The sequence below is a fragment of the Acidovorax sp. SUPP3334 genome (genome assembly GCF_030159055.1).
Taxonomy (GTDB): Bacteria; Pseudomonadota; Gammaproteobacteria; order Burkholderiales; family Burkholderiaceae_C; genus Paracidovorax.
In genome coordinates, this window is record NZ_BQXQ01000034.1 from 39,787 (window position 1) to 56,371 (window position 16,585).

At 69.7% G+C, this 16,585-nt stretch carries 17 protein-coding genes; 9 read left to right on the plus strand and 8 right to left on the minus strand.

The window, feature by feature from the left end; all coding sequences use genetic code 11:
* Position 1: 1 nt before the first annotated feature.
* The 5 genes from AVHM3334_RS18035 to AVHM3334_RS18055 all read right to left on the minus strand — a co-directional run bounded on the left by AVHM3334_RS18035 (position 2) and on the right by AVHM3334_RS18055 (position 4,731).
* Positions 2-889, minus strand: coding sequence for an NYN domain-containing protein (locus AVHM3334_RS18035; RefSeq protein ID WP_284414586.1), 888 nt, complete (start codon positions 887-889; stop codon positions 2-4).
* Positions 890-959: 70 nt separating this feature from the next.
* The gene (gene pyrC / locus AVHM3334_RS18040) at positions 960-2,009 is read right to left on the minus strand and encodes a dihydroorotase (RefSeq protein WP_284414588.1); all 1,050 of its coding nucleotides are present in this window, start codon (positions 2,007-2,009) and stop codon (positions 960-962) included.
* Between the two features lie 113 nt (positions 2,010-2,122).
* Positions 2,123-2,623 (minus strand): hypothetical protein, encoded by a 501-nt coding sequence (locus tag AVHM3334_RS18045; protein ID WP_284414590.1) that lies wholly within the window; start codon positions 2,621-2,623, stop codon positions 2,123-2,125.
* A 203-nt stretch (positions 2,624-2,826) separates the two neighbouring features.
* Positions 2,827-3,984: a sensor histidine kinase gene (locus tag AVHM3334_RS18050; protein WP_284414591.1), complete on the minus strand. Its 1,158-nt coding sequence runs from the start codon at positions 3,982-3,984 to the stop codon at positions 2,827-2,829.
* 15 nt (positions 3,985-3,999) lie between these two features.
* On the minus strand, positions 4,000-4,731 hold the full coding sequence (locus tag AVHM3334_RS18055) for a response regulator (protein WP_284414593.1): 732 nt from the start codon (positions 4,729-4,731) through the stop codon (positions 4,000-4,002).
* Between the two features lie 227 nt (positions 4,732-4,958).
* Here AVHM3334_RS18055 and AVHM3334_RS18060 point away from each other — a divergent pair, with 227 nt between their 5' ends.
* The 9 genes from AVHM3334_RS18060 to AVHM3334_RS18100 all read left to right on the plus strand — a co-directional run bounded on the left by AVHM3334_RS18060 (position 4,959) and on the right by AVHM3334_RS18100 (position 12,949).
* On the plus strand, positions 4,959-6,410 hold the full coding sequence (locus AVHM3334_RS18060) for an efflux transporter outer membrane subunit (protein ID WP_284414595.1): 1,452 nt from the start codon (positions 4,959-4,961) through the stop codon (positions 6,408-6,410).
* Positions 6,407-7,543 (plus strand): ABC transporter permease, encoded by a 1,137-nt coding sequence (locus tag AVHM3334_RS18065; protein ID WP_284414597.1) that lies wholly within the window; start codon positions 6,407-6,409, stop codon positions 7,541-7,543. Before AVHM3334_RS18060 ends, AVHM3334_RS18065 begins: the two co-directional genes overlap by 4 nt.
* Positions 7,540-8,304: an ABC transporter ATP-binding protein gene (locus AVHM3334_RS18070; RefSeq protein WP_284414599.1), complete on the plus strand. Its 765-nt coding sequence runs from the start codon at positions 7,540-7,542 to the stop codon at positions 8,302-8,304. The genes AVHM3334_RS18065 and AVHM3334_RS18070 overlap by 4 nt, the downstream gene beginning before the upstream one ends.
* Positions 8,301-9,230: an efflux RND transporter periplasmic adaptor subunit gene (locus AVHM3334_RS18075; protein WP_284414601.1), complete on the plus strand. Its 930-nt coding sequence runs from the start codon at positions 8,301-8,303 to the stop codon at positions 9,228-9,230. The genes AVHM3334_RS18070 and AVHM3334_RS18075 overlap by 4 nt, the downstream gene beginning before the upstream one ends.
* Before the next feature lie 67 nt (positions 9,231-9,297).
* Positions 9,298-9,951, plus strand: coding sequence for an MtnX-like HAD-IB family phosphatase (locus tag AVHM3334_RS18080; protein ID WP_284414617.1), 654 nt, complete (start codon positions 9,298-9,300; stop codon positions 9,949-9,951).
* A gap of 11 nt (positions 9,952-9,962) precedes the next feature.
* Positions 9,963-10,856, plus strand: a complete 894-nt coding sequence (locus AVHM3334_RS18085; protein ID WP_284414619.1) for an alpha/beta hydrolase — start codon at positions 9,963-9,965, stop codon at positions 10,854-10,856.
* 59 nt (positions 10,857-10,915) lie between these two features.
* Positions 10,916-11,242: an EamA family transporter gene (locus AVHM3334_RS18090; protein ID WP_284414621.1), complete on the plus strand. Its 327-nt coding sequence runs from the start codon at positions 10,916-10,918 to the stop codon at positions 11,240-11,242.
* Positions 11,239-11,664, plus strand: coding sequence for a DMT family transporter (locus AVHM3334_RS18095; RefSeq protein ID WP_284414603.1), 426 nt, complete (start codon positions 11,239-11,241; stop codon positions 11,662-11,664). Before AVHM3334_RS18090 ends, AVHM3334_RS18095 begins: the two co-directional genes overlap by 4 nt.
* Entirely contained in the window at positions 11,654-12,949 is a 1,296-nt protein-coding gene (locus AVHM3334_RS18100; RefSeq protein WP_284414605.1) for a DegT/DnrJ/EryC1/StrS family aminotransferase, read from the plus strand. Before AVHM3334_RS18095 ends, AVHM3334_RS18100 begins: the two co-directional genes overlap by 11 nt.
* Here AVHM3334_RS18100 and AVHM3334_RS18105 read toward each other — a convergent pair.
* Genes AVHM3334_RS18105 through AVHM3334_RS18115 form a run of 3 tightly spaced genes read right to left on the minus strand, consistent with a single transcriptional unit; the run spans position 12,906 to position 16,257 of the window.
* Complete coding sequence (locus tag AVHM3334_RS18105) at positions 12,906-13,817, minus strand: arginase family protein (protein ID WP_284414607.1); 912 nt, start codon at positions 13,815-13,817, stop codon at positions 12,906-12,908. The genes AVHM3334_RS18100 and AVHM3334_RS18105 overlap by 44 nt on opposite strands.
* A complete protein-coding gene (locus AVHM3334_RS18110; protein ID WP_284414610.1) occupies positions 13,814-14,881 on the minus strand; it encodes a GNAT family N-acetyltransferase in 1,068 nt (355 codons plus the stop codon). The genes AVHM3334_RS18105 and AVHM3334_RS18110 overlap by 4 nt, the downstream gene beginning before the upstream one ends.
* Entirely contained in the window at positions 14,881-16,257 is a 1,377-nt protein-coding gene (locus AVHM3334_RS18115) for an aspartate aminotransferase family protein (protein WP_284414612.1), read from the minus strand. The genes AVHM3334_RS18110 and AVHM3334_RS18115 overlap by 1 nt, the downstream gene beginning before the upstream one ends.
* Between the last annotated feature and the right edge of the window lie 328 nt (positions 16,258-16,585).

The following is a 16,585-nucleotide window of genomic DNA, read 5'->3' on the forward strand; positions in this document are numbered from 1 at the left end:
TTCAGCGGCCCTCAGACAGGTAGCGGACCGCGTTGGGCTGCGTCTGGGGACTCAGCTCGAACTGGTCGGGGAATTTCTTGAACAGCTTGGTCGATGCCGTGTTCTTGCCCAGCAGCTTGGCGTCGTGCAGCAGCTTCACGATGGCGCCCAGCGGCTGCCACTGCCCGGCCTTCAGGGCTGGGGCGTGGTCCAGGATTTGCCGGACGCTGACGGACTTGCCAGCGCTTGAGCCCGCAGCATTGCGGCCAGCCGCGGTCCCACCCGTTGCTTTGGTCGCCGTGGCAGAAGTCGCTTTCTTGGCAGCGGCTTTTTTGGCAGGCGCCTTCTTGGCTGGGGCCGCCTGCTCCGCCGCCTTGGGCGCAGCGGCCTTGCGGGGGGTGGTTTTACGCGCGGGCGTTTTCTTGGCTGCTGGGGCTTGGGGGGCTGGCGGTGCAGCCACCGCCATGGCGGTGGGGGCCTCGGTCACCGGCTCGGTCTCCTGCCCGACCAGGAACACTTGGTCGTAGGCATTGACGGCCTCGGGCGCCATCTTGCCCCGGTCGGACAGGCACACCACCCGGAACCCGCGCTCGCGCAATCGCAGCACCAGAGGCACGAAGTCGGCATCGCCCGACCCGATCGCGATGGTGGACGGGCACGATGGCGCATAGGACAGCTCCATCACATCGACCGCCAGGGCCACGTCCGTCGTGTTCTTGGTCAGCGACAGGTTCATGTAGGGCCGGATCATGCGGGTGCGCAGCACCTCCCCGAGCCCCTTGAGCTTGTCGGCGCTGCCGTACGCGCGGCGCAGGGACACGCTGCCCTCATGCTGCTCCAAGGTGCGAAAGGCTTCCTCCACCCAGGCGGGCGCGCACAGGTTGTCGGCGTCGATGAAAAAGGCGGTCATGCGTGGCCTCGCAGGAAATACCGCAGCACGGCCGCCAAGGCGGACGAGCACACCGGGTACGCGGTGGCGGTCACCCCACCACCCGCCACGGCAGCGCCTCGCCCGACCGCAGCGGCTTGAGTACGGCTTCGCCGAACGCGAAGCTGTCCGGGGGCGTCCAGGATTCGCGGCGCAGGGTGATGGTGCCCTGGTTGCGCGGCAGGCCGTAGAAGGCGGGTCCATGGAAGCTGGCGAAGCCTTCCAGCTGGTCCAGCGCGCCCGCGTTGTCGAACGCCTCGGCATACATCTCGATGGCCGCATGCGCGGTGTAGCAGCCGGCGCAGCCGCTCGCGTGCTCTTTCAGGTGCGCGGGGTGCGGTGCGCTGTCGGTGCCCAGAAAGAACTTGTCGCTGCCGCTGGTGGCGGCCTCGACCAGCGCCACACGGTGCGTCTCGCGTTTGAGCACGGGCAGGCAGTAGTAGTGGGGACGGATGCCGCCGGTGAAGATCGCGTTGCGGTTGTAGAGCAAATGGTGCGCCGTGATGGTGGCTGCGGTGAAGCGATCGGCCTGCTGCACGTACTGCGCGGCGTCTTTGGTGGTGATGTGCTCGAAGACGATCTTCAGCTCCGGGAAGTCGCGGCGCAGCGGGATGAGCTGCTGCTCGATGAACGCGGCCTCGCGGTCGAACAGGTCGATGTCGCTACTGGTCACTTCGCCGTGCACCAGCAACAAAAGGCCGGCTTTCTGCATGGCCTCCAGCGTCTTGTAGGTCTTGCGCAGGTCGGTCACGCCTGCATCGCTGTTGGTGGTGGCGCCTGCGGGGTAGAGCTTGAGCGCGACCACGCCCGCTTCCTTGGCGCGCACGATTTCCTCGGGCGCCAGGTTGTCGGTGAGGTACAGCGTCATCAGCGGCTCGAAGCTGGCGCCTGGCGGCACGGCCGCCTGGATGCGCGCCTGGTAGGCGGTGGCCAGGTCCGCGGTGGTCACGGGCGGGCGCAGGTTGGGCATGATGACGGCCCGCCCGAACTGGGCCGCGGTGTGCGGCACGACGGTGAGCAGCGCTTCGCCATCGCGCACGTGCAGGTGCCAGTCGTCCGGGCGGGTGATCGTGAGGATGTCGGGGGATTGGGCAGCGGTCATGGGCGCCATTCTCCCATCGCACCGGCCCATGAAAAAACCCTGCCCACCCGCGAAGGTGGACAGGGTAAACCCCAAAAACTTGGGGCGAGGGGGTTGCTGGGTCAGCCCCGGGGTCAGCAGCCCGAAGGCCGGCTGCCGCGCATCGGCACGATGCCCGAGACGGTGATGCGGTCGCCCGAGCCGTCGGTCGCGGTGAGCGTCTTGTTGAGAATGCGCACCCGGTCGGAGTCGCGCGATACGGTGGTGTCGCTCCAGTCGGGAGCGCTGAATTCGCGTTGCGAGAACGTGAGGAAGGCCACGTACAGGTTGCCGGCATTGGGCTGGTAGCGCACGTCGCCGGAGGCCTGGTCGCTCGCGCCGACCTTCTTGGCGCCGTCGAAGCGGAAGCTGCAGACTTCGGGCGAGGAGCCCACGGGATTCTTCTTTTCCACGTCGGTCAGGTTGATGGTGCCGTCGCCATACACGCCGTTCAGGCCCGAAACGGTGGCGTTGCTCACCGTGAGCACGCCCGGCTGGTCGCTCGGGGTTGGATCATCGTCATTGCCCCCGCCACAGGCGGTGAGCAGCACGGCGGTGCAGGCGACGGCGGAACAGGTCTTCAAGAAAGCATTCATGGTGCGTGCAGACAGATCGGGTCAATAAGGGATGTGGCAGCCCGGCGGTATTCGCCGGCCTTTTGCAACGAGCACCGATCCTAGGAAGGGCCTGCAGCGGGTTTTGTGGGCGGTTGGCAACGCGGGCCGTAGGACAGATTCTTGGCAATCTGACACGGCCCGGCGGCCTGCCCGACGGCGCAATCCAGCCCTGCCCGTGCGTGCTAAGCCGTTGAGGGCGGAAACCGCACGGTGAATCGGGAGCCGCCCTCGGGCCGGTTCTCCACGTCCACCGTGCCGCCCTGGCGGGCCACCAGCGCATGGACGATGGACAGCCCCAGCCCCGAGCCCTCCCCACCGTGTCCCGGCGCATGCGGAAAGCGGCGGAAGGGCCGCGCCAGCATTTCAGACGACAGGCCAGCGCCCGCGTCGCTCACCTGGAGCACCACGCCCGCCGAAGTCGCCTCGACCACCACGCCGAGCCAGCCACCGTCGCCCGCATGCCGCAGTGCGTTTTCGACCAGGTTGAACAGCACCTGGCGCAGGCGGTCGGGATCGGCGTTGACCATGGCCGCGCGTGGCGTGGACGGCACCTGCAGATCGAGCACCACGCCGTGTTCGGCGATGCGGCTGGCATGGCTGGCCAGCGCCTCGCGTACCAGTTCGGCCAGATCCTGCGGCCCCATCTTGAGCGAAAGCTGGCCCGCCTCGGCCATGGAGAGGGTGTGCAGATCGCCCACCAGCCGCCCCAGGTATTCGACCTGTTCGAGCAAGGCGCGGGACTCGGCCGCATCGGCCTCGATGACGCCGTCGCAGATCGCGTGCAGGCGGGCGCGCAGCACGGTCAGGGGCGTGCGCAACTCGTGCGAGATGGAGGCGGCCGTGGCGCGGCGCTCGCGCGCCATGTCCTCCAGCGCGTCGGTCATCTGGTTGAAGTGGCCCACCATCTCGGCCATCTCGCCCTTGTAGCGCCCCGGACGGGCGCGCACGGTGAAGTCGCCCATGGCCACGCGCGTGGCCGCTTCGGCCATGGAAGCGACGGGCTGCGTCACCAGGCGCGACACCCAGAACCCCACCGCCAGCCCGAAGGGCAGGCACACCACCAGCCCGACGACCAGCGACCACTTCTCGCCGAACAGCAGGTCGCCGCGCCAGTACTGCCCATAGATCGCCATGGCCTTCGGGCTGTCCTCCTGGTCGTTGTCGTTGAGTTCGTCCAGCTCCTGCTGCACGCTGGCCGGCAGGCTGCGGTAGAAGTCGCGGTACTGGATTTCGGAAAACACCGCCACGCTGGCCGCCAGCAGGCCCATGGTGGCGAGCAGCGTCCCGGCGATGTACAGCCCGAAGCGGACCCAGATGCGATCGAGGATGGAGCCTTGCATGGCGCGGCGCAGGGCTCAGCCTTCGTGGGATTCACCGGGCCAGAGCCGGTAGCCGATGCCCCGCACCGTCTCGATCAATTCCCCCTGCCCGGCCTGCTGCAGCTTGCGGCGCAGCTTGGACAGGTGGGAGTCGATCACCCGGTCGAGCGCATCGCTCTCGGGCAGGCAGTTTTCGATCAGGTGGCCGCGCGAGAAGCAGCGCTTGGGCTGCGCCGCCAGGCAGGCCAGCAGCCGGAACTCGGTCAACGTGAGCGGCAGCGGCACCGCACGGCCGTCCTCGCCGTAGGCCAGCGCGGCGTGCGCCTGCTGGTCGATCTCGATCCGGCCGACGCGGATCGGCGTGGCCGTGGGTGCCTCCTGCGACCGTGTGCGGCGCAGCACGGCGCGCACGCGGGCGACCACTTCCGGAGGGCTGAACGGCTTCACGACATAGTCGTCGGCGCCCAGCCGCAGGCCGAGCAGCTTGTCGATGTCGTCCGCCAGGGCCGTGACCATGATGACCGGGGTCTGGCCGTCTTCGCGGATGGCCCGCAGCACATCCAGGCCGTCCATGCCTGGCAGGTGAATGTCCAGCAGCACCATGTCGGGCCGCAATTGCCGAAACAGCCGCAGGGCATCGAGCCCGTTGCCGGCCTGCTGCGCACGCAGGCCATCGCGCTGAAGATAGGCCGTGAGAATGCTGGCGATTGCGGGCTCGTCCTCGACCACGAGGACAAGCGGACCGGGCAAGGGAGCGGGACTGTTCATGGCAGCAGGGGCAAAGGCAACGGCCGAAGGTCCCGAAGGGGCCAGGGCGGCGCATCGCGGGGCAATTATCCATGCGCCGCCAGCGGCGAAGGGCCGCATTCGTCTCCACGTTTTCTCCACACGGTATTCACGGCCGCGCGAATTTTGGCGCGCCCAATGCCTGCATCGGGCCCCCTGACGGCCTTTTCTTCCCGCCCTCCCCCCTCTCCCTTGCCTTGCCCGTCCGCGTGAACCGCTCCACCCGCCTCCTGCCATGCGCTGCCCTGTCGTTTCTGATGGCGGGGTGCGCAGGGCTGGGGGGCGCCGACGCCCCCTCGCTGCAGGGCGTGGCGCCGGTGCCTGCCACCTGGACCCAGCCGGTGCCGGCCGGTGCTGCGCCCGCCGACCTGCGGTCTTGGTGGAAGGCCTTCGGCGATCCGGCGCTCGATGCCCTGGTGGATGAGGCATTGGCCCGCAACCTCGATCTGGCGCAGGCGGCCAGCCGGCTGCGCGAGGCGCGGCTGCAATCGGGGCGCGCGGCCCTGCAGTTCCGGCCATCGCTCAGCGCCAGCGCCCGCTCGCTGCAGGACATTTCCGCCACCGACACGTACTTTCACGCCAGCATCGACATGGTGTGGGAGCTGGGCCTGTTCGGTGCTGCCGAAAGCACCCGGCGCGCCGGCGAAGCCGAGCTGGACTCGGCCAGCGCCGATGCGCAGGGCATCCGCGTGGCCGTGGTGGCCGATGTGGTGCGCAACTACCTCGATCTTCAGGCGTCCCGCCGGCAAGTTCAGTGGCTGGCCGACATGGCGGCGCTGGACGACCGCAGCGCCAGCCTGGCCGAGGTGCGCCTGCGCACGCGGCTGGGCCCGGCCGACGAGATCACGCAAGCCCGCGTGCGGGCCGCACAAACCCGTGCAACGCAATCCACTCCGCGCGAAGCGGGCGCCCGCGCCGCCCAGGCCCTGGCCGTGCTGCTGGGCCGTTCTTCGCCCGACCCGGCCTGGAGCGCGCCACAACGCGGCAACGGGCCGAAGCTGCCCCCCTTCGCGCTGGCTGAGTTGCCAGCCGACCTGCTGCGCACGCGGCCCGATGTGCACGCCGCCGAAGCCGAGGTCCACAAGGCTGCTGCGGCGCTGGGGCTGGCACGCTCCGAGATGTACCCACGCATCGCGCTCATGGGCTCGCTGCTTTATTCATACAACATCACCCAACACTTCCGCACGCGCAGCGAGAACGCGCCCGCGCTCGGCCCGGTCATCGACATTCCGCTGTTCGACTGGGGCCGCCGGCAGCTGCAGGTCGATGCCCGGCAGGAAACGCTGAATGCGGCCCTCATCGGCTACCAGCGCGCGGTGAACAACGGCGTGGCCGAAGCCGAAGGCGCCCTGTCGGCCCTTGCCGCCCATCAGGCGCGTGCCGATGCGCTCGCCCAGGCATCGGGCCTGCTGCAGGAGCGCATCGCCACCGGGCAGACGCAGCGCCGCCTGGGACTGGCCAGCGAGTACGACGGTCTGCCGCAGCAGCGCGCCGCGCTGCAGGCCGCTGCCGAGCGCGGGACGGCGCAGGATGCACGCGCTCTGGCCTTCGTGGCGCTTTACAAGGCACTGGGCGGCGCCCCGCTACCTCCGGCGGCGGACACGATGGCGGCAGGCGCATCCGCCGCCACCCTGGCAACGGCCGCAGGGAGCGCGCCATGATTCCATTGGCACGCAAGACGCTGGTCTACGAGTGGCGGCGGTTCGTGCCGGCCGTGTTCGCCGTGGGCTTTTCCGGCCTGCTGCTGATGGTGCAGGCCGCGCTGGTGCTGGGCATCTTCGGCAGCGCGGCCGTGTACGTGCGGGCTTCCACGGCCGACCTCTGGGCCGGCTACCCCGGCACGCAGAGCGTGAACTTCGGCCGCGCCATCGGCCGCGACGTGGAAAGCAGGGTCCGCATGGACCCTGCCGTCACCGCTGCCGAGTCCTACCTCTGGGTGGATGGCGACTGGCGCAGCGCCGAGGCCGGCGCGGGCGGCGTGTCGGTTTACGTCTCGGGCATCCGCAGCGCGCCGGACGGCATGCTTTTCGCGCGCCTGATCGCGCCGTGGCAGCGTGAATCGCTGCGCGAGCCGGGTGCGGTGATCGTGGACCGCGCCGATCTGGACACCCTGGGCGTGCAGGTCGGCCAGACCGCCTGGATCAACAGCCGGCCAGTGCGCGTGGTGGCCGCGGTGGACGGGATTCGCGGCCTGGGCGGCGTGAACGTACTGGCCTCGCTGGACACCGCGCGCGAGATCGCGGGCAACGACGCGGCATCGGGCGCGACCTATGTGGTGGCGCGCACCCGCAGCCCGGCAGACGCTTCTGCCGCCCAGGCGCGCCTGTCGCAAGGCGGCCCCGGCTTCGGCCCGTTCGAGGTATGGTCGGCCAGGCAGTTCGCCCGGCGCTCGCAGCTTTACTGGATGTTCGACACGGGTGCCGGCGTGGCCGTGCTGTTCATGGTGATCGTGGTCTGCCTCGTGGGCACCGTGGTCACCAGCCAATCGCTCATGGGCGTGGTGGCCGGCACGGCGCGCGAATACGCGGTGCTCAACGCCCTGGGCGCCAGCCGAGGCGCCTTGGGCCGGCTCGTGGTGGAGCAGGCCTGCTGGATCGGAGGGCTGGGCCTGCTGCTCGCCGGGGCCACCAGCGCCGCGCTGCTGGGGCTGGCCGCTGCCTATGGCGTGCCGGTCGCCATGACGCCCCGGGTGGCCGCCGCCTGCGCCGTGCTGGTGGGCATCGTGGCGCTGTTCTCGGGCTTTTTCGCCATCCGCGGCTTGCTGCGGGCCGACCCGGCCCTGCTTTTGCGATGAAGAACGCTGCTGCGACCCCTGCCGCCACCGCTGCGGCCCATGGCCTCACGCCCAACCTGCAGGCCGTGCAGGTGCACAAATCCTTCGTGTCGGGCGTGGTGCGGGTGCAGGTGATCGAAGGCCTCACGCTGGCCGTGTACCCGGCCGAACTCACGCTCATTTCCGGCCCGTCGGGCTGCGGCAAGAGCACGCTGCTATCGCTGCTGTCCGGCCTGCAGCAGGCCGATGCAGGCCACGCGATCGCGCTGGGCGAAAACCTGGGCGCTCTGAGCGTTCGGGCCCTGGAGCGCTTTCGGCTGCACCACACGGGCTTCGTCTTCCAGGGATTCAACCTGTTTCCGGCGCTGACGGCGCTGGAGCAGGTGCAATTGCCGCTGGGCTATCTTGGCATGAGCGACCGCGAGAGCGAGCAACGCGCCCGCCGCGCCCTGGACGAAGTGGACCTGTCGCACCGGGCGAACATGCGCCCCGCACAGCTGTCGGGCGGCGAGAAGCAGCGCGTTGCCATCGCGCGGGCCATCGCCAAGGAACCCCAGCTTCTCTTTGCCGACGAACCCACCAGTGCGCTGGATGCCGACAGCGGCCAGCGCGTGATCAACATCCTGCACCGCATCGCCCACGTGCACGGCACCACCGTGCTGTGCGTGAGCCACGACCCCCGGCTGGTGCGCCATGCCGACCGGGTGCTGGGCATGGAGGACGGCGCCATCCGCAGCGACTGGCGCCAGCCCGACGCGCCCCCGACCACGACGACCTCATGATGCGCACTCCCTTCACGCCTTCCACCTGGCTCGTCCCTCTGGCGACGCTCGCCGCGGCTTTGATGCTTTCGGCCTGCAACGAAAAGCCCTTGCCCCTGCCCGCCGCGGCTGCGGCCGAGCGCGCCAGCGCGGCCCAGGTGGCCGTCGCCCGGGGCAAGATCGAAGTGCCGGGCGGGCTGCTGGAACTTTCGCCGGCACAGGAAGGCATGGTGCAGACCGTGGCCGTGCAGGAAGGGCAGGAAGTGCGGCGCGGCCAGCTGTTGCTGCGCCTGGCCGGCGAGGCCACGGGCGCCGAGGCGGCGGTGGCGGAATCCGAACTGCGCCTGGCGCAGGCCCGCCACCAGGCGCGCGCACAGCGCCTGCCGGCCCTGCGGCGCACCGCAGCGCGCTTGGCCGAAGCCGTGGCGGCCGGTGCTGCGGAGCCTCAGCGCGCCGAGGAAGCCCAGCAGGCCGTTCGCGATGCCGAGTCCGAACTCGCCATCTCCCAAGCCGAGGCCGACGTGGCCCGCAGCCGGCTGGCCCAGGTGCAGGGCCAGCGGTCTCGCCTCGAACTGCATGCGCCGGAAGACGGCACCGTGGTCCGCGTGGGCACCCAGGCCGGCCAGCGTGCACCGCTGGCATCCAACGGCGGCGCCGCCGTCACGCTGCTGCCGCGCAGAACGCTGGTCGTGCGGGCCGAGCTCAACGAAAGCTATGCGGCCCAGGTCCATGTGGGCCAGCGCGCCTCGGTCACGACCGATGGCGACACCGTCTCCACATCGCTGCCCCCGGCGCACGTGGTGCGCGTGAGTCCCGTCCTGGGCACCGGAAGGCTGCAGGACGACCTGCAGCGCGGCCCCGTACGGATCGTCGAATGTCTGTTGGAGTTCGACCAGGCGCCCACGGCCCGCGTCGGACAGAACGTGAGAGTGAGCTTCCATGAATGACGCCAACGGATACCTGCCCCTGATAGACGCCCGCCACACCCGGCAGCCGGCCCTCGGCGCCGGATGGATGGTGCAGTGCGATTTCGACGGCACCATCAGCACCGAAGACGTGACCGACTCGCTGCTGCAGCGTTTCGGCCGCGACGGCTGGGAAGCGCTGGAGGCCGCCTGGGAGCGCGGCGAGATCGGCTCGCGCGAATGCATGAAAGGCCAGGTGGCCTTGCTCGACATGGACCGCGACGAACTCGACAGCCATCTGGCCACCATCGCCGTGGACCCGCACTTCGGCGCCTTCGTACACGCGGCACGCGAGCGCGGCATGCCGGTGCAGGTCGTGAGCGACGGCATCGACTACGCCATCCATGCCGTGCTGCAGCGCCATGGCCTGGGCGACCTGCCGGTGATCGCCAACCGGCTGGTGCAGACCGGCCCGCGCAGTTGGCAGCTGCAGTCGCCATGGGCCAGCGCCGCCTGCGCGCGCGCCAGCGGCAACTGCAAATGCGAGCGGCTGGCCGAACAACGCGAACGGCATGGCCACGTGCTGTACGTGGGCGACAGCACCTCGGACTTCTGCGTGTCCGGCAAGGCGGACTTCGTGCTGGCCAAGTACAAGCTCATCAAGCACTGCGTGGACCACGGCATCGCCCACGCGGCGTTCACCGATTTTTCACAGGCCGTGGCCCTGCTGCCACAGCCGATGGCGATGGAGTTGGCGGCATGAATGCCGCCGTGATGCCCCGAGAATCCGCCACGGCGCACGGCGAGGCCGTTGCCAGCGCCAGCAGCGCCGACACCCGCCACGAATACCTGCTGCGCGGGCACGGTACGAACGCGACCACCGGCGTGCTGCTGATCCACGGCCTGACCGGCACGCCCAACGAAATGCGCCTGCTGGCCAAGGGGCTGCACCGCGCCGGCTTCACCGTGCTGGCCGTGCAGCTGGCCGGCCACTGCGGCACGCAGGACGACCTGGTCGCCACGCGCTGGCAGGACTGGCACGCCAGCGTACAGCGCGGCGCCGACCGGCTGGCCCAGGCCACGGGCGGCCGACTGGTGGTGTGCGGCCTGTCGATGGGCGCCGTGCTGGCGCTGGCGCTGGCCCAAGACCGCCCCGGCCAGGTCGCCGGCGTGGTGGCCCTGTCGCCCACCTTCCGCTATGACGGCTGGAGCATGCCGGCGTACACGCGGCTGTCGTTTCTGCTGCCGCTGTTCCGCGCCCTGGGCATCGGGCGGCGCAGCGTGTTCATGGAGCAGCCGCCCTACGGCATCAAGGATGCGGCGCTGCGCGAACGCGTGGTGGCGCAGATGCAGTCCGGCGACAGCGCCGCTGCGGGCCTGCCGGGCAACCCGTGGTGGTCGGTGATCGAAATGCGCGCCCTGGCGGCGCACGTGCGCAGCCGGCTGGGCAAAGTACGTTCGCCCTGCCTGGTGCTCCATGCGCGCAACGACGACATCGCTTCGGCCGCCAATGCCCGGGCGATCGTGCAAGGCGTGCGGCATGCGCCGGTGGAACTCGTATTGCTGGACGACAGCTACCACATGATCACCATCGACCGGGAGCGCCGCACCGTCGTGGCACGCACCGTCGCCTTCGCGGAGCAGATCGCCCGGGGGACCGCGCCGTGAGCCTTGCCGGGGCCGACAGCGGCATCACGCCCCTCGTGGCCGGGCTCTGGGCATTGAACATGCTGGTGGACACCGGCGGGCAACTGGCCTTCAAGGCCGCGGCCACCGCCGATGAGCGTGCCGGCACCGGGCTGGCCCGGTGGGCGTGGATGGCGCGCCGGCCGTGGCTGTGGATCGGCGTGGGCTGCTATGTGGCCGAATTCCTGGTGTGGCTCGCCTTTCTGTCCCTGGTGCCGCTGTCGGACGGCGTCCTGCTGGGCTCCATCAACATCGTCGCCGTCATGGTGGCGGGCCGGTGGCTGTTTCGCGAAAGACTCTCGCGCCTGCGCGTGGCGGGCATCCTGCTCGTGTCAGCCGGCGTGGCGGTGGTGGGGCTGCACGGATGAAGCGCTTTTATGCCCTCGGGTTTTTCGCACTGGTGGCGTTCGACACGCTGGCGCAGATCAGCTTCAAGCTCGCGGGCGAGCATGCGCTGCCGCTGGAGTTTTCGGTGGGCTGGCTCGCACGGGTGTTCGGCCACGTTTGGATCTATGGCGCCTTCGTGGGCTATCTGGGAGCGTTCTTCACCTGGATGACGCTGCTGGAGCATGCGCCCATCGGGCCGGCCTTCGCCGCGTCGCACCTGGAAGTCGTCACCGTGCTGGCGCTGTCGGCCTACCTGTTCGCTGAACCCATCGGCTGGCCGCAGGTGGCGGGAGCCGCCCTCATCCTCGCTGGCATCGCCTGCCTGGCGCGCAGCGAGGCCGACCCTGAAGCGGCCGCGCCATCGAACGGCTCCGCAGGCACGCCCAACCCCGATGGCGCGTGAAGCCCCGCCCACCGCGGGCCTGCCGCTGGGCATGGCGGACCTGCTGCCCGGCGGCGATGCCGACCTGGGCGGTGCGCTCGCTCGCTTCCTCGCCGTGCCCACCGTGCAGGTCGAATGCTCAGGCACCGCAGCCCTGATGGTGGCCCTCACCGCGCTGCGCAGCCTGGCCCCCGAACGCGACGAAGTCGTGGCGCCGGCTTACACCTGCCCGCTGGTAGCGCTGGCCGTGGCGCATTGCGGCCTGCGGTTGCGGCTGTGCGATCTGGCCCCCGACTCTTTGGACCTGGACCTGCCCGACCTCGCGCCCCTGTGCGGGCACCGGACGCTGGCGGTACTGCCGACCCATCTGGCAGGCCGCGTGGTGGACACCGGCAACGTGCGGTCCCTGGCCCGTGCGGCGGGCGCGTGGGTGATCGAAGACGCGGCCCAGGCCCTGGGGGCCCGCACGGCCGGCGCCAGCGTGGGAAGCGGCAGCGACCTCGCGTTCTTCAGCCTGGCCGTGGGCAAGGGCCTCACCCTCTTCGAAGGCGGTGCGCTCATTGCCGCCAACCCTTTGCTGCGGGCCGCCTGCGCGCGCGCCAGCCGCAACAACGTGCCGCGCCATGCGTTCTGGGAACTGCGCCGCTGCGCCGAACTGCTGGCCTATGCAGCGCTCTACCGCCCGTCGGCCCTGCCCTGGGCCTACGGTGCGCCGCTGCGACGCGCGCTGGCGCGTGGCGACCGCGTGGGCGCGGCGGGAGACGATTTTTCAGCGCGCATTCCGCTGCACCGCGTGGGCCGCTGGCGGCAGTCGGTGGGCGTGCGCGCGCTGGCGCGGCTGCCGGATTGGCTCGCGGCGGGACAGGCGCGGGCTGCGCCGCGGCTCGCCCGGTTGCGCCGCATTCCCGGGTTGACGGTGCTGGACGACAGCCCCGCCGTGGACGGGGCCGAGGGCACCTGGCCTTCGTTCCTGGTGCTGCTGCCGGATGCCGCCGCTCGCGAAACCGCGCTGGCCGCCCTGTGGGGCGCTGGGCTGGGCGTGAGCCTGCCGTTCGTGCACGTGCTGCCCGACTATCCCCGCTACGCAGACCTGGTGGCGGTGGAAGACCGGAGCGCGGAGTTGCCCCATGCGCGCAGTTTCGCGGCCCGGGTGCTGTCCATCGGCAACAGCCCGTGGCTGGACGACGCGGGCTTCGCCCAGATCTGCGGGCTGCTCGAACGGGCCGCCTGCGGCCCGCGCAATCCGCCGCTCAAGCCACCGATCAGTCCAACGCCCGGTCCAGCTGCCCCAGCAGCACGCGGTTGAACGCCGCCTGCACGGCTTGCCACTGCGGCAAGGCCTCGTCGGCCAGTTCCGTCTGCTGGCCGTCGCCCGCGCTCAGCCAGCGCTTCCACGCCGTGCGGTAGCGGTGCACCGAGACCTCGCCCGTCACGTCGCTGCCCACCAGTTGCCCGCGCAGTGCCGAGATCACCGCGGCGCCATGGTGGGCGCCCAGCACGCCCTGGTCCCAGTTGGTGCGCACGACGGACGGATCGAACACGTCCTTGTCGATGCTGAGGTAGGTGGGCTGGCGGTGCGCCGACAGCAGGCGGTACAGCGTGGCCGCCAGCGCATCGGCATTGGGCAGGCTGCGAAACCGCGCCTCCAGGCCCAGCCAGCGCGCCCAGTGCGTATCGACCCCCACGCTCCAGTAGGTCAGCCGCCCGGCGCGCAGCGGCGCGAGGTAGTTTTCCCACGCATGGCCCAGGCCGATGTCGCCCGACGTGATGCCGACCACGTGCACGTGCGACACCTGCGGCAGCATCGCCACGCGGCGCACCCACGAACCGCAGTGCACCCCGAAGGGAAAGCGCATGTTGTCCGGATGGTTGTCCAGCACCACCACGCGCAGCGGCCGCGCGGCCGTGTAGCCGCGTGCCGCGATGCACCGCGCGATCAGCGGCCAGCTGAGGTGGTGGAAATCTCCGCTGCCCATGAACACGGGACCATGGCCGGCCGCTGCGGGCAGTTGCGCATCGAGCAGCGCGCGGAAGTCGTTCATGCGCCCCAGGCCGCAGCCGAACCGCAGCGCCTCGTGCCAGTCGCTGCCGAGGTCGATGCGCAACTCGTCCGGCAAGCGGCCCACGGCGCCGTCCAGATCGAGCACGACCGGCGGCAGTGCGGTCGTTTTCATGCGGCACCCGCCTGATCGCGCCATTGGCGATCGCTTTCGAAGCGGCCGGCAAAGCGCCTTGCCAGCGCCCGCAGCACGGGCTGGCGCACGTACACCGCATGGCGTGTGAAGGTGAACCGGGCGCCCAGGCTGCGCTTGACCTCCGGGTCGGTCCAGCCGGCGACGTAATGGGTCAGCCCCTGTGCCAGGGCGTATTCGAGGTTTTCCATCCAGCTCACAAAATACAGGTTGGCCTCGCGGGCGGCCGGGTAGGCCAGCCCGATGTACTTGTCCACCAGGCGGCCTCCGTGCACGTAGCACAGGTTCCAGCCCAGCAGCTCGCCCGTGCCGGCGTGGCGGTACTCGAAGGCGATGCCGCCGCTGGACGCATCGCGCAGCACGGCCGCGAAAAACCCGCGCGTGAGCCGGTCGAAGTGCACCTCGCTCTGCGCATAGACGGCGTCGTACAGCGCGTAATAGGCATCCACCACCGCGTCCTGCGCGAACGCCTCGCCCGTGGCCACATGGCGCACCACGAGGCCATCGCGGCTGCGCAGCTTGCGTCGCAGGTTCTGGCGGCGGCTCGCGGACAGGCGGGCCAGGTACTCGGCGATGCTGGAAAAGTCGATGGGCACATACGCCAGTGCCTGGCCTTCGACCAGCACGAAACCCTGCGCCTCGCAGGCCTGTGCCACCGCCTGGGCATAAACGTTGTCGGCCTCCGGCAGCAACGGAGACTGCTGCGGGAGATCCTTGATGATGGCCAGCGCAAAACGCCGGCCCGGCCCGGTCCGCACGGCCTGCGCCAGGGCCTGGGGCGTGGCGCCCGCGACAGGCAGCAAGGCGTATTCGGTCACCGTGGTGCCGACGAACCCCGTTCGCACCCGCAGCCAGCGGGACCAGCGCGCAAAGAGCGGCAAGGCCCGCACGCGCGCCTTGAGAGACTCGTCCGCCGTTGTCAGCAGGTCCAGCGGCGCCGAGAAGGCCGGCACCGGCAGGCCCTGAAGCACCGCGAAGCCCTGCGGCGGGTGCGCGGCGAAGTGCCCGGCCAGCGCCTGCGGCTCGAGCTGGTTGCGCCAGGGCATCAGCTGCGCTTGGCGCGCGTGAGAAGCTGCTCCAGCAGCACCAGGGCCTCGTCGATCTCGGGGCGCGTGATCATGAGCGAAGGCGCCAGCGTGATCACATTCTTGTAGTAGCCGCCCACGTCCAGCACCAGGCCGCGCTTCTGGCCCTTGTATTCGAGGTTGCCCTCCAGGCCGATGTCCACCATCTTGTCCAGCAGCGCCCGGTTGGGCGTGAAGCCGTCTTCGGTGCAGATCTCGGCGCGCAGCGCCAGGCCCAGGCCGTCCACGTCGCCGATCTCCTTGTGGCGCTTTTGCAGGTCCTTCAAACCGTCCAGGAAGTACGCGCCGCTGGTACGCACCTGGGCGCCGAAGTCCATCTCGTGCGTCATCTTCATCACTTCCAGGCCGAGCGCCGTGCCCAGCGGGTTGGAGGCGAAGGTGGAGTGCGTCGAGCCCGGCGGGAAGATCGTGGGGTTGATCAGTTCTTCGCGCGCCCACAGGCCCGACAGCGCGTTGAGCCCGTTGGTCAGCGCCTTGGCGAACACCAGCACGTCGGGCTTCACGCCGAAGTTCTCCACCGACCACAGCGTGCCGGTGCGCCAAAAGCCCATCTGGATCTCGTCCACCACCAGCAGCACGCCATGGTCGTCCAGCACCTTTTTCAGGCCCTTGAAGAAATTGGCCGGGGGCACCACGTAGCCGCCCGTGCCCTGGATGGGCTCGATGTAGAAGGCGGCGTATTCGCACTGGCGCGTCTTGGGGTCCCACACGGCGTGGTATTCGTTTTCGAACTTGCGCGCGAACTCCTTGACCAGCGATTCGGAGTATTCCTCGGCCGTCATGCCCTTGGGGCGGCGGAAGGGGTAGGGGAACGGCAAAAACTGCGCACGGTCTCCGAAGTGGCCGAAGCGGCGGCGGTAGCGGTAGCTCGATGTGATGCTGGAGGCGCCCAGCGTGCGGCCGTGGTAGCCGCCCTCGAAGGCGAACATCAGGCTCTTGCCGCCGGTGGCGTTGCGCACCACCTTGAGCGAATCTTCGATGGCCTGCGCGCCGCCCACGTTGAAGTGCACGCGGCCCGCGTTGCCCCACTTGGCTTCGGCGTCCTGCGCGATGAACTTCGCCAGCTCGATCTTCGTGGGGTGCAGATACTGGCTGGCGACCTGAGGCAGCGTCTGCAGCTGGCGGATCATGACCTCTTCCAGCCGCTTGTTCTTGTAGCCGAAGTTCACGGCCGAGTACCACATCTGCAGGTCGAGGTACGGGGTGCCTTCGCCGTCGTACATGTAGCTGCCGTCGCAGCCGTCGAAGATCTTGGGCGGATTGACGTAGTGGACGGTATCGCCGAACGAGCAGTACTTTGCTTCGTCGGCCAGAAGTTGGGCGTTGTCTTGGCTCATGTCGGAAGGGGCTCCAGAGGGTTGGCTTGGCTTGGCTTGCCTTGGCATCCCGCAACGGGCTCGGCCTTCGGCATTTGCAGCGCAGTCTGGTCCCCCAACCTTGACCGTCTATCGAGCGTTTGTGTGCAAATCGTGGAGCGTCACCGACCTCCCACGCGGGTTAGCGGCTACCGATCCATGGATGGAACCAGCCCCCTCTAAAAAGTCGGCCCTGCAAAATTCGCCACCCGCTTCAAGCCAATCTGAGTAAGCCAGGCTTTCCTTCTCGCGGCCTCGCGGCAAGCGCCATGGGCGGCTCGGCCAGCAGCGCGAGCAGACGCAAATAAAG

Coding starts and splice junctions, on each gene's coding strand:
- AVHM3334_RS18050 (WP_284414591.1), bottom strand. CDS start 3,984: ATGCAAGGCTCCATCCTCGATCGCATCTGGGTCCGCTTCGGGCTGTAC.
- pyrC (WP_284414588.1), bottom strand. CDS start 2,009: ATGACCGCTGCCCAATCCCCCGACATCCTCACGATCACCCGCCCGGAC.
- AVHM3334_RS18065 (WP_284414597.1), top strand. CDS start 6,407: ATGATTCCATTGGCACGCAAGACGCTGGTCTACGAGTGGCGGCGGTTC.
- AVHM3334_RS18045 (WP_284414590.1), bottom strand. CDS start 2,623: ATGAATGCTTTCTTGAAGACCTGTTCCGCCGTCGCCTGCACCGCCGTG.
- AVHM3334_RS18100 (WP_284414605.1), top strand. CDS start 11,654: ATGGCGCGTGAAGCCCCGCCCACCGCGGGCCTGCCGCTGGGCATGGCG.
- AVHM3334_RS18080 (WP_284414617.1), top strand. CDS start 9,298: ATGGTGCAGTGCGATTTCGACGGCACCATCAGCACCGAAGACGTGACC.
- AVHM3334_RS18095 (WP_284414603.1), top strand. CDS start 11,239: ATGAAGCGCTTTTATGCCCTCGGGTTTTTCGCACTGGTGGCGTTCGAC.
- AVHM3334_RS18090 (WP_284414621.1), top strand. CDS start 10,916: ATGCTGGTGGACACCGGCGGGCAACTGGCCTTCAAGGCCGCGGCCACC.
- AVHM3334_RS18075 (WP_284414601.1), top strand. CDS start 8,301: ATGATGCGCACTCCCTTCACGCCTTCCACCTGGCTCGTCCCTCTGGCG.
- AVHM3334_RS18110 (WP_284414610.1), bottom strand. CDS start 14,881: ATGCCCTGGCGCAACCAGCTCGAGCCGCAGGCGCTGGCCGGGCACTTC.
- AVHM3334_RS18115 (WP_284414612.1), bottom strand. CDS start 16,257: ATGAGCCAAGACAACGCCCAACTTCTGGCCGACGAAGCAAAGTACTGC.
- AVHM3334_RS18070 (WP_284414599.1), top strand. CDS start 7,540: ATGAAGAACGCTGCTGCGACCCCTGCCGCCACCGCTGCGGCCCATGGC.
- AVHM3334_RS18035 (WP_284414586.1), bottom strand. CDS start 889: ATGACCGCCTTTTTCATCGACGCCGACAACCTGTGCGCGCCCGCCTGG.
- AVHM3334_RS18085 (WP_284414619.1), top strand. CDS start 9,963: ATGCCCCGAGAATCCGCCACGGCGCACGGCGAGGCCGTTGCCAGCGCC.
- AVHM3334_RS18055 (WP_284414593.1), bottom strand. CDS start 4,731: ATGAACAGTCCCGCTCCCTTGCCCGGTCCGCTTGTCCTCGTGGTCGAG.
- AVHM3334_RS18105 (WP_284414607.1), bottom strand. CDS start 13,817: ATGAAAACGACCGCACTGCCGCCGGTCGTGCTCGATCTGGACGGCGCC.